An 11,715-nucleotide genomic window follows, 5' to 3' on the forward strand; every position below is an offset into this window, starting at 1 on the left:
CAAGAAGTTTTTTCAAAACATATTTACGTGAAATCCGTAATCCGTGCCTAAAATTGGTTCAAATCTGCCAAAAGATGAGTCTGATAGACGCAAATATAATTTTGACGCGGATGACTCGAATAACGCGGATAAGAAAATATGTATCAGGTGTTTAATCTGCGTTATTCGCGCAATCCGCGTCAAGAAATCCTGTTTATTTATTTTAATCTGCGTCTATCAGACTCAAACCTCGTATATGAAGTTGTTCCTATAGATGCCTGTCGCTTCCCGAAAAGACAGGCATCGGCTGCCGAATGGATGCCTACCTTTTTCCTGCTACCCTATAGGCTTTTCACGGACAGGCTAAAGGCTGTATTTTTTAGCCTATAAGCTATATTTTATGGGACAGGAACCAATCCAAGCCCTTATATGACAAAACTGAAAACAGGGTTCACGGCGGTAAAAGACTAATGGACAGCGATTTGTTGTGAAGGCTGTGAAGGCTGTGAAACCTGTTTACGATCAGCCAATCCTATCGGTCGATCCCGCCTCTTTTTATCTTGCATTCACAGGGTTCACAGCAACATGCTGATCTATAGAGTTTCCCGGACAGTGTGAACCCTAATTAAATAAAACAACCAAGGGGTATTTAGAGGATAATCTAAGAAGATTTGAACCTGTAAATGATGATTTATGTTTCAAATCTGCCAATAATCGAACTAAAAACTCATACACTCCAAGTCAATACGAAAGCGGGGGTAACGAGGTAGTTCAACCGATAAACCGAGCCTTGCTCCGTGCGGGTTTCATGGGCGGTACAACTTCCTTCTTCCGCATACCGGAACGGACGGACATGCAGATGTTTCCGGAAATCGACCTCTTCCTGTCCGATCATCTTGAACAGCGTTTCTTTTGCACACCAATGAAGTAGCAGATGTTCCGTTTCGTGCTCCTTGTCGATGCCGGCTTCCTCTTCCGGAGCCATAAAGCGGCTGCGAATCTTTAGTACCCGTTCGGAATGATATTCGATGTCGATGCCGGCAGCAGGATGGTTCTGCAGCAGGACGGCAGCATACCCTTTCGTATGCGAAATACTGATGCGTAAAGGCGAATCCGGCAGATAAGGCGCACCATTCAGATGATAGGCGATGCGAAGGGGGCTACCCAAAAGCTCCTGCAGAAGCACGCGGCTGGCAAGCCATTCCTGGCGGCGGTGTTCCGTGCGGATGCCGTCGAGCTCTGGAAGGTATTCTTCGGCATTCTTCAGAAGGGCAAAGAGAGTCTCAGAGGATTCTTCGATCTTCCAGACTCCCCAAAGCGGAGCGATATGTTGAAGGAAAAGAGGCATTATTTCTTCCAGTTAAAAGATTGGATCAATTCAATGACATCCTGTTTCAGATAGTCGGTGACGGGAGCCAGCGAATCGGCATTCGGAATACAGTCGTAATACAAAGCACCTCGGAAAAAGCGTGAGACGCTGTCGGTCAGCATAAACTGCAGCGGCGAAGCGGATTCGCCGTCCAGCATGAAAAGCGATCCGTACACCGAAGCCTCCGGATTCGTGTACGCTTGTTCCCTGATCCGGTCCGGATATTTCGCCTGCCGGACAACCAACGCGCGGCATTCCTCCTCCGCCCTGCCCAGCGTGGCCGGAGTGACAGGGAAGTAGCTGCAATAGAGCTTCACATTCAACTGCGGATAAGAGAGGTTGATCCATCCCGCCGGATTCCCGACCGGAGGCAGTTCCACCTCCGCCCATTTGGAAAGCCGGAAAGTATAAGGCAAATCCTCCACCGGAAGCATCTGATAGGAAGGGGCTGGCGGCTCGATACGGAAATAGCCGCGTGGCTTCGGCGTATATTCCGTACAGGAAACACCCAGAACCAACAACAAAATCCATACTATACCGGCTGATATACGCATCATTCCCCTTGCTTATCCTTTTCCTGGTCTGAAATGCGGTTGAACTTGACTTTCAGGATACGGCGGTTATCGATCTCCAGGACCTGAAAACGATAGTCGTCATGCTCGATGATCTCGCGGCGGCGCGGGAAGTCCCCTTTGATCTCCAAGAGAAGGCCGGCAAGGGTTTCAACTTCCTCCGTCAGTTTGCCGAACCCGGCAGGATCGGCTCCGATCACACGGAAGAAGTCGGTCAACAATATCTTAGCTTCAAAAATAAGGCTACCGTCCGCCAAGCGGATGAACAGCTTTTCATCTTCGTCGTATTCATCGGAAATCTCGCCGACAATCTCTTCCAGGATATCCTCCATCGTCACGATACCGGAAGTGCCGCCGAACTCGTCCACCACAATCGCCATGTGGATCTTGCTGGTGCGGAACTCTTCCAGGAGATCGTCGATCTTCTTCGTCTCAGGCACAAAGTAGGCCGGACGGATCAAGCTCTGCCAACGGAACGTGTCGGGCTTCTCCACATACGGCAAAAGGTCTTTGATATACAAGATCCCCTTGATATTATCCTCCGAATCGGCATAGACCGGAATACGGGAATAGCCGGATTGGATGATGAAATCGACCACGGTGCGGAAACTCGTCTTAATGTCGATATCTTCCATATCCAGACGAGGCGTCATGATCTCGTCGGCGGTCTTGTTGTAGAACTTGATGATCTCCGAAAGCATTTCCTTCTCTTCCGGCATTTCGGTGGATGTGAGTTCCAATGCTTTGGAGAGTTCGTCGACCGAAAGATCGTACTTCTTCTTGACCAACGCCTTGTTGATGACGCTGGTCGACGTGACCAATATCTTCGAAAGCGGTCGGCAGATACGCTCCACGACATTCAGTACGGGAGCCGAACTGCGCACGAACCGCAGTGAGTTTTTCTGTGCGTAAATCTTAGGCATGATCTCGCCGAACAACAAAAGGAGGAAAGTCAGGACGATCGTCTCCAGGATAAAGCCCAACATCGGGGCGGAGGAGAAATTGACGATCGCGTTGATACCGTAGGTACAAAGCATAACGACAGCCACATTCACAAAGTTGTTGGCTATCAGGATAGCGGCGAGCAGGTACTCTGAACGGTCCAGCAAACGCTGGATTAAGGGGTCGGAAGGCGCATTCTCTTCCCGGATGTCGTTGATATCACCCGGGGTTAACGAGAAAAAGGCCACTTCGGAAGCCGACACGAAGCCAGAAACTAACAGCAGAAGAATTGCAAGGCTTAACGCTATTACAGAGCCTGCTGTGAGCGCCTGTATAGTAACCTGATCGAATAAGCCCGATAAATAATAGTCTGAGTCCAAGGGGAACAGTATTTGTTAAACAATATCAGAACGGAAGATCGTCCGCACTGTTGGAATCTAAAGATGTGTCCGGTTGTCCGGATGCGGGTTGCTGGAAACCGGTGGCCGGTTGCTGATATCCGCCAGCCGGCTGTGACTGACCTCCTGCCATACCTGTTCCGGCTGTATTATCACGATTGCCCGAACCTGTACTGTAAAACTCGACACGGTCGGCATGGATTTCCGTCACATATCGTTTCACGCCTGACTGGTCGTCATAGCTACGCGTGCGTATCTTGCCTTCCACATAGAGTCCGGACCCTTTCTTCACCCATTTTTCCACAAAGGAGACCAGATCACGGCGAACGACCACATTGTGCCATTCCGTACGTTCCGGGACAACCGTACCATTGGCTAACGTATAACCTCTCTCTGAAGTAGCAAGCGGGAAGTTGGCGACAGCAGCGCCACTATCGAAGTAACGTACTTCCGGATCACGTCCGACGTTACCGATCAATATAACTTTATTCAATGACATAGCTCTATTCTTTTATTAGTCTACAAAGAAACATAAATTCAATCATTCTGACAAGTTTCCTTCTAATTTCTCCAAATAAATATGTATCAGGCGTGGAACCGCATATTTCTCCACATCTCCCGTCGCCACAGGGAGGAAAGCTTTCAGGGCGTCGCTCTCCCGCTCTATCTCTATCCGGTAGAAAGCTGCATACAGGATCTGATGGGACAGGACATGTTTCACGCCCTGCAAATCCGCCGAAACATCCATCCGGCCCGCCCCTTCGAACAACCGGCGAAAGGCATCCGTCGTCTGCAACTCCGCAAAATCCATAGCCCTGTCCGTTTCGATAAGCGGAAACTCGTAAAGCCCTTCCCAAATATCTTTCCCTTTCCGGCGGGACAACCAGGTTTTCCCTTTATATATAATGTATAAATAATGAAAGAAGCGGTCGCGCGTCCTGGTCTTATTCTGTTTCACCGGATAGGCTTGCACATAGCCCGCCCCATAAGCCGCACAGCCTCCTTTCAGCGGACAGGCTTCACAATCCGGATTTTGCGGCACACATTGCAAGGCGCCCAATTCCATTATAGCCTGGTTATGCAACCCTGCGTGCTGCGGGTCCATCACCAGCCCGGCCAGTTCCGTAAAGGTTTTTTTCCCTCTGGGCGTATCGATCGGAGTGTCTATCGCAAACAGGCGCGAAAGCACCCGGAAGACATTCCCGTCCACAACCGGATACGGCTGGTTCCATACAAAGGAAACGATGGCCGCCGCCGTATACTCCCCTATCCCTTTCAAAGAGATCACATCCTTATAGCGGTTGGGAAATACCCCGCCGAAACGCTCCATAATATCTTTTGCCGCGGCATGCAGGTTACGGGCGCGGCTGTAATAGCCGAGACCCTGCCAGTATTTCAACACCTCGTCTTCCTCTGCCGAAGCCAGCGATGCCACATCCGGAAACCGTTCGGTAAAACGGAGGAAATAATCCATTCCTTGCGCCACCCGCGTTTGTTGAAGGATAATCTCGGATATCCAGATTATATAGGGATCGGAAGATTCCCGCCAGGGCAACTCCCTTTTATGCACCCGATACCAGTCACGCAACAAGCGGCTGGTTTCTAATTCGTTTTCTATCTGCGACATACAGTTCTTTTTTAGCCTTCTCAAGACTTGCAACTAATTGATTACTGCAAACATACACAGTTCTAACGAATTGCAAGGAAACTTTTTTCTTAAAATTTGGCTGGCAATTCTTTTTCCACTTAAATAAAAAGCTATATATTTGCATTCCAAAAAATTAATAGGTCCAAATCAATTATTTAATTAATTTATAGACATGACTAAAGCAGATATTGTTAGCGAAATTTCAAAAAGCACTGGCATTGACAAACAGACAGTGTTGAACAGCGTAGAATCTTTTATGGATATCGTAAAAAGTTCATTGTCTCAGGGTGAAAACGTATACCTGAGAGGTTTTGGAAGTTTCGTGATTAAAAAGAGAGCCCAGAAGACAGCTCGTAATATTTCAAAGAATACTACGATCATCATCCCGGAACATAACATTCCGTCATTCAAGCCGGCTAAGACTTTCCTGAACGAAGTAAAGTAATTTAGTTATTATAGTTTAATTTAAAATTTTAAAACAATGCCCAGCGGAAAGAAAAGAAAAAGACATAAGATGTCTACGCACAAGCGCAAAAAGAGACTAAAGAAGAATAGACATAAGAAAAAATAAGTCTATTTGAGCAACTCTGAAGAACAAACTTAATAAGAGACCTTTTAAGTTTGTTCTTTGCGTATTTGATAAGGTCCCATATTTTAACACCTCTTTTTATAGTGATTAGTGAATTAGTAGTTGATGTACAACCCAAAGAGGTATCTATAGCCGTACTGGAGGATAAGAACCTTGTCGAGCTCCAAAAGGAAGCCCGCAACGTCTCTTTTGCTGTCGGCGATATATATCTGGGCAAAGTTAAGAAACTGATGCCGGGTTTAAACGCTGCTTTCATTGATGTAGGTTATAAAAAGGATGCATTTCTTCACTATCTGGACTTAGGTCCTAATTTTAACACCCAGCAGAAATTCCTCAAGCAGGCACTGGGAGAACAGAAGGGAGATAAGAAACTCCCCGTCATCTCCAAAATGCAGTTGCTTCCCGAAATCGAAAAAGACGGAAGTATCAGCAACGTGCTCAAAGTCGGACAGGAAGTGCTGGTGCAGATCGCCAAAGAGCCGATATCAACAAAAGGTCCCAGACTGACTTCCGAGCTTTCTTTTGCCGGAAGATACATCGTGCTGATACCGTTTGCCGATAAAGTGTCGGTCTCCACAAAAATCAAATCGAGCGAAGAGCGTGCCCGTCTACGCCAACTTATTCAAAGTATCAAGCCGAAGAACTTCAGCGTAATCGTACGCACCTCTTCGGAAGGAAAGCGCGTTGCCGAACTCGACCATGAATTGAAGACATTACTGAAACGTTGGGAAGAGAACATTCCTAAGATCACCAAAGTAAAAGCTCCTGCGCTCATCTACGAAGAGACGGCAAGGGCAGTGGCTTTGTTGCGCGACATTTTCAACCCCTCTTTTCAGAACATTTATGTGAACGATGCGGACATCTATCACAATATCCGTGATTATGTCAGCCTGATTGCCCCCGGACGGGAAGAGATCGTGCAACGGTACACCGGCGAACTTCCTATCTTCGACAACTTTGCAATCACAAAACAGATCAAGTCTTTATTCGGACGCACCGTCACATACAAAAGTGGAGCCTATTTGATTATCGAACACACGGAAGCCATGCACGTTATCGACGTGAACAGCGGGAACCGCTCCAAAGGCAGTGATGCCCAGGAAAAAACGGCTATCGACGTGAACACGGCAGCAGCAGACGAAATTGCCCGTCAATTACGCCTACGCGATATGGGTGGCATTATCGTTGTCGACTTTATCGATATGGCTGAAGCTGCCAACCGGCAGAAACTGTTCGAACACATGACGAAAGCGATGGTTAACGACCGGGCAAAGCATAATATTTTGCCGCTAAGCAAATTCGGCCTGATGCAGATCACCCGCCAACGCGTCCGTCCGGCAATGGATGTCGATACATCCGAAGCCTGTCCGACCTGTTTTGGCACGGGAACCATCAAACCCTCTATCCTGTTTACCGACAACCTGGAAGGAAAGATCGACTGCCTGGTTAACAAACACAACGTGAAGAAATTCGCCCTGCACGTACATCCTTATGTTGCAGCATTTATCAAGAGCGGAAGATTCCCGCTCAGTTGGAAATGGAAACTGAAATACTCGATGGGTATTAAAGTGATTCCGAATCAAAGTTTGGGCTTCCTGGAGTACAAGTTCATTGACTCCGACAAGAACGAACTGGACATGATGGAAGAAAAAGAAATCAAGTAACATAAAAGTCCCCGGAACTCATAAAGTCCGGGGACTTTTTTTTATAAAATTCACACCCCCTTTATACCGGCGATTTCCCGGTTCTTCTGTGGGTTTTACCCCCTTTAAATATAATCCATAAAAGGGGCGCTAAAGCCCACAAAAGAAGAGGCTTTGCCTCCATACCGTATAATACATTTATTTTGTCTTCGCTTTCGCCATATCCAAAGCCGAAGTTGTCGTGTAATACTTAGCCAACATATTAGGTACTTCCCAATCAGGTAATTTGCCGTCCTTCAGGTATTCCAGGAAATGTTCCGTTACCTGGCCGAAGTGGGCTTCATGACCTACGCTGTATTTAGCCGGAATTTCGACCTGCCATACACCGTTACGGATCTTATTCAACGCAACACCGGGATATTCAGCCGATACCTTTTCCATCGAAGCGGTCAGGTCCTTTTCGTAAGCGGCCAGATCCACGCCTTTCACTGCTTCGACAAACAATTCAGGCTTGTAATTCTGCTCCTTGCCCTGACGGATCACCAGGTCGGCTTTGCTACCCTTCATGACGGAGAAGTGGGTATCGCCGCCCCCTTTCGGGAAGGTGTAGTTCCAGATAACGGATACTTTAGCCGTCACACCTTTGATCTTATAAATGATGTCACCATTGCAATATACTTTCAACGTATCGTTTTCCACGTCTTTCTTCAGGAAGTCAGGATAAGCCTCTGTTCCTGTCACCTGTTTGAACTCTTCCGGGCTGATAGAGGTTGTCCAACGGTTGGCATCTATCAGTTCGATATCCTTCTTATAGTCAATAATCTGGCCGGGGAAGGCTTCCCATTGCACAAGGTCGACTAAGTGAGTCGTCACATCGACTATGCCTTCGCCCTGCTGGGTCACGTCAAAAAACCAGGCAGGACGTTTCAGAGGATTCCCAGAAACGACTTTAAAGAAATGATGTACACTTTCCTTTACGATTGCCGGTTCTTCGGGAGTTCCCTGCAATTGTTCGCCATAAACAGCCGGAATGCAGGACAGTTCGCGCTGCAAAATGGTTGTTATCTCATGACGTTCCGTCATAATATCGTACAACAAGATACCTTTCTGGCGGGCAATATCGAAACATTCTTTGAGCAGACCGAAATTATCACTGTTTATGGCCATCGGCTTATCCGCCAAAACATGGATGCCGGCCATAAGTGTCTGTTTGATATACTCGGTCTTCTTTCCGTTGTTTCCGGCCGTAACCATCACATTTCCTTTCTTCTCGGAAAGCATCTTTTCCAGGAAGTCCGGTCCTGAATAAACGACCTCCCGCCATTTTGTAGGAGAGTCTGCACGCATATTATAGCCATTGATCTTATTCAGATGTTCCTGCACGTCGTCTCCTTCCGGAGCATACACATATACTTCGTCCGCCACTTGCTCATAAGAGTTTTTTTGTACAAGGGCAGCATGGAAATGACCGGGATCGAGCGTAATCAACTTTATCTCTCCCGGAGTTCCGGCCAGTCCGCCGGGCTTTTCTTTCTTTGTCGAACAGGAAAGCATCAACAAGAGTGATGCCACCGTAAAAATCAAATACTTCTTCATCTTATCACACATCTAATTTATTTTATCCGGATTCTCGATCAAAAAACGTTCTATTCCTGTTTGCAAACCATCTATTTCGGCAAGTCCCTTCAAACGGCCGATCAAAGGATATCCAGGGTTGGCACTCCTGCCATAATCGTCCAATATCCGTAAGCCGTGATCGGGCCGGAAAGGCAACCTTATATCCTTGCGTCCAGCCTTTTTCCGCCTGATTTGTTCTTCCAACAAAACCTTCACAACAGCAAACATATCGACACTTCCTCCCAAATGCCCGGATTCATAAAAGCCATGATCCGGTAAAAATGCCGTATTCCGCAAATGCACGAAATGAATGCGGGAAGCAAACTCTTTCGCCATTAAAACCAGGTCATTATCAGGACGTGCCGATAAAGAACCGGTGCAAAAAGTAAGGCCGTTTGCAATAGATTCGCATTGGCTGAATATCCACCGGAGATCTTCGACCGTTCCGGCGATCCTCGGCAATCCGAGTAAAGGGAAAGGGGGATCGTCCGGATGAATGCAAAGGTTCACCCCGGCTTCTTCCGCGACCGGAATCACATCGTCCAGAAACAGAACGAGATTACGGCGCAACTGTTCTTTTCCTATCCGATTATAGGTTTTCAGATAATCGAGGAACTGTTTCTTATAATCTCCTCCATCTCCCACTACACCATGAATAAACGCCTGCGTCACAATAATAATATTATGAGCTAACTCTTCCTGCTGTTTCGGGGATAGTTCGGCAACTATCTCAGCAGCCTTTTCCTGAATATCCAGAGGATAACATTCACGCGCACCCTCCCGCTTCAAGACATAAATGTCGAAAGCGGCAAAAGTCGGATAATCGAACAGCATCGATTCGGCCCCGTCCCTGTTTCGATAATGCAAATCCGTTCGCGCCCAATCCAGCACAGGCATAAAATTATAGCATACGGTATCTATGCCACAGGCTCCCAGATTTCGTAAGGACTGCCGGTAGTTTTCGATCAGGCGGAAACGGTCGGCAGAACAAATCTTGATTCCTTCCGAAACAGGAAGACTTTCCACTACACTCCATCTCATGCCATAACTTTCTATTTCCCGCTTGACAGCCTGTATCTCCCCGACCGGCCAAACTTCGCCCGAAGGAATATGATGGAGGGACGTAACGACTCCTTCCACCCCCATCTGCTTTAAATCGGCAAGTCCGACAGAATCTTTCCTGCCGAACCACCTCCATGTCTTCTCCAACGCCATATCTCAGACTCCGCTAAATGAACTAAAACCGCCATCCACCGGAATAATTGCTCCTGTAATGAAACTGGCATGCTCCGAACAGAGAAAATGAACCAGCCCGTTCAACTCCCTGATATCCCCAAAACGTTTCATCGGCGTACGTGCCAGCACCTTCCTGCTCCGTTCCGTATAAGATCCATCTGGATTGATCAGTACCGTACGATTCTGGTCGCCGATAAAGAATCCCGGAGCCAAAGCATTCACACGGATTTTCTCACTGAACTTCAAAGCCATCTCCATAGCCAGCCATTGGGTAAAGATACTCACTCCGCTTTTGGCAACGGAATAGCCCGGCACGCGCGTTATAGCCGAATAGGTCGCCATCGACGAGACATTGATAATGCTCCCTGCCCCCTTTTCTGCCATGGCTTTTCCGAATACAAGACAAGGATAAACCGTCCCGTTCATATTCAGATCCGTTACCCGGTTGAAATCTTCGACCTTCATATCGAACACGGTCTGATCTTCCCGCAGGGTAGCGCCTGGCAGATTACCGCCTGCTGCATTTACCAGAATGTCGACACTCCCCCATCCGGCAAGCAATTTTTCCCGCGCCGCCTCAAGGCTTTGCATATCCAGTACATTGCACTGGATACCCATCACTTCTCCCAACGGCTTTAACTCCTTCACCCGGTTGTCAAGCTGTTCCTGACGTATATCCAGGATCGCCACTTTGACACCGTTCTCCACCAGGCTACGGGAAATACTGCCTCCCAGAACACCACCGCCACCGGTTACAACGGCGACTTTACCTTTCAAATTCAGTTCCATCGGTCTATTCTTTTTTATATTGTTCAAATAAACGGGCAATATCGGCCTCTCCGGAATTCCCGGCATGAACCAATACCCGATATCTTAAATTGATCTTTTCTCCCTTTTTCAACTCTGTCGTTTTTCCGTTCTCCGGCCAGTACATGGGGGTCGGTGATATAAAGCCATAATCACGCGTGAACCAAGGTGACGGATACCATTTATTGGAAGGATGCTGCATGATTGCAATCCCTTCCGTTCCGGTTTTTCTTTTGCCGTAGCAATCGATCCAAGACGAACCGACCCCAAACGTTCCTTTTTCCCCTTCTTTACCTTCCGAATTAATCATGGCTCCCCCCTGCCTGACTGTCAGGTCCGGATCGATACGAGCACTAAACAAAGAATGGTTGGTTTTCTGGATCGTGACATCCATCAGCATTTCCATTTCTATATCAAAATCCAACTGATACAAATCTTCGGACGGGGAAGAGATCGTGATCTTACGCCGGTCGATGACAGGAGCCTGCGCATCCGGACGTTTCCAGATACACTCGTCTTCGATCACCACCCGCTCACCTTTCGCCTCGACAATACGGGCGCCGATCGACACGATCTGGCCGCGTTCGAGTCCCTCCTGCCAATAGTTGCCGCCATTCACCCGGTCGCAACCGAAAAACAAGGAACTGTGGTGAGGATATTCCCCATTGCGCATCGAAGTCGTCGTTGCTCCCGATACAGGACCGTTGACCGGGAAAAAGAACGGATATTTCTCATCCGGCTGGAAACGGTAACTGGTAAAAAACTGTTTGCCGATCACGACATCAATACGATTTCCGATCTTTGTTGCGGAAACTTCCTGCTTCTGAGCCATCATGCTGCCGGTCAGGAAAACAGCAGCGATACTTAATAATATTTTTTTCATACGTGTTCTATACTTTCGTTTTACCTTTATGT

11 protein-coding genes are annotated in these 11,715 nt (G+C 47.6%); 2 read left to right on the forward strand and 9 right to left on the reverse strand.

Features of this window, described 5'->3' with window-relative positions; genetic code table 11:
* Positions 1-706: 706 nt before the first annotated feature.
* Genes H8S65_RS02255 through mutY form a run of 5 tightly spaced genes read right to left on the reverse strand, consistent with a single transcriptional unit; the run spans position 707 to position 4,887 of the window.
* Positions 707-1,327: a 4'-phosphopantetheinyl transferase family protein gene (locus H8S65_RS02255; protein ID WP_186928337.1), complete on the reverse strand. Its 621-nt coding sequence runs from the start codon at positions 1,325-1,327 to the stop codon at positions 707-709.
* Positions 1,327-1,902 carry a gliding motility lipoprotein GldD gene (gene gldD / locus H8S65_RS02260; RefSeq protein ID WP_186928364.1) on the reverse strand — a complete coding sequence of 192 codons (576 nt, stop codon included), beginning with the start codon at positions 1,900-1,902 and terminating at the stop codon, positions 1,327-1,329. Before gldD ends, H8S65_RS02255 begins: the two co-directional genes overlap by 1 nt.
* Positions 1,902-3,242 (reverse strand): gliding motility-associated protein GldE, encoded by a 1,341-nt coding sequence (gene gldE, locus H8S65_RS02265; RefSeq protein ID WP_186928338.1) that lies wholly within the window; start codon positions 3,240-3,242, stop codon positions 1,902-1,904. Before gldE ends, gldD begins: the two co-directional genes overlap by 1 nt.
* A 25-nt stretch (positions 3,243-3,267) precedes the next feature.
* Positions 3,268-3,759 carry a single-stranded DNA-binding protein gene (ssb, locus tag H8S65_RS02270; protein WP_186928339.1) on the reverse strand — a complete coding sequence of 164 codons (492 nt, stop codon included), beginning with the start codon at positions 3,757-3,759 and terminating at the stop codon, positions 3,268-3,270.
* A 42-nt stretch (positions 3,760-3,801) separates the two neighbouring features.
* Positions 3,802-4,887 carry an A/G-specific adenine glycosylase gene (gene mutY, locus H8S65_RS02275; protein ID WP_186928340.1) on the reverse strand — a complete coding sequence of 362 codons (1,086 nt, stop codon included), beginning with the start codon at positions 4,885-4,887 and terminating at the stop codon, positions 3,802-3,804.
* A 193-nt stretch (positions 4,888-5,080) separates the two neighbouring features.
* Between mutY and H8S65_RS02280 the strand changes: the two genes are divergently transcribed.
* Together H8S65_RS02280 and H8S65_RS02285 are read left to right on the forward strand one after the other, a co-directional pair.
* On the forward strand, positions 5,081-5,353 hold the full coding sequence (locus H8S65_RS02280) for an HU family DNA-binding protein (RefSeq protein ID WP_005636204.1): 273 nt from the start codon (positions 5,081-5,083) through the stop codon (positions 5,351-5,353).
* A 227-nt stretch (positions 5,354-5,580) separates the two neighbouring features.
* Positions 5,581-7,161, forward strand: a complete 1,581-nt coding sequence (locus H8S65_RS02285; protein WP_186928341.1) for an Rne/Rng family ribonuclease — start codon at positions 5,581-5,583, stop codon at positions 7,159-7,161.
* 177 nt (positions 7,162-7,338) lie between these two features.
* On the opposite strand, the gene H8S65_RS02290 is transcribed toward H8S65_RS02285, so the two are convergent.
* The 4 genes from H8S65_RS02290 to H8S65_RS02305 are packed head-to-tail and all read right to left on the reverse strand — an operon-like array spanning position 7,339 to position 11,683.
* Entirely contained in the window at positions 7,339-8,736 is a 1,398-nt protein-coding gene (locus H8S65_RS02290) for a putative oxidoreductase C-terminal domain-containing protein (protein WP_186928342.1), read from the reverse strand.
* A 12-nt stretch (positions 8,737-8,748) separates the two neighbouring features.
* Entirely contained in the window at positions 8,749-9,972 is a 1,224-nt protein-coding gene (uxuA, locus tag H8S65_RS02295; protein ID WP_186928343.1) for a mannonate dehydratase, read from the reverse strand.
* Between the two features lie 3 nt (positions 9,973-9,975).
* The gene (locus H8S65_RS02300; RefSeq protein ID WP_186928344.1) at positions 9,976-10,782 is read right to left on the reverse strand and encodes an SDR family oxidoreductase; all 807 of its coding nucleotides are present in this window, start codon (positions 10,780-10,782) and stop codon (positions 9,976-9,978) included.
* Positions 10,783-10,786: 4 nt separating this feature from the next.
* A complete protein-coding gene (locus H8S65_RS02305; protein WP_186928345.1) occupies positions 10,787-11,683 on the reverse strand; it encodes a DUF6807 domain-containing protein in 897 nt (298 codons plus the stop codon).
* Positions 11,684-11,715 lie beyond the last annotated feature (32 nt).

The sequence above is a fragment of the Parabacteroides hominis genome (genome assembly GCF_014287585.1).
In the GTDB taxonomy this organism is placed as follows: domain Bacteria; phylum Bacteroidota; class Bacteroidia; order Bacteroidales; family Tannerellaceae; genus Parabacteroides; species Parabacteroides hominis.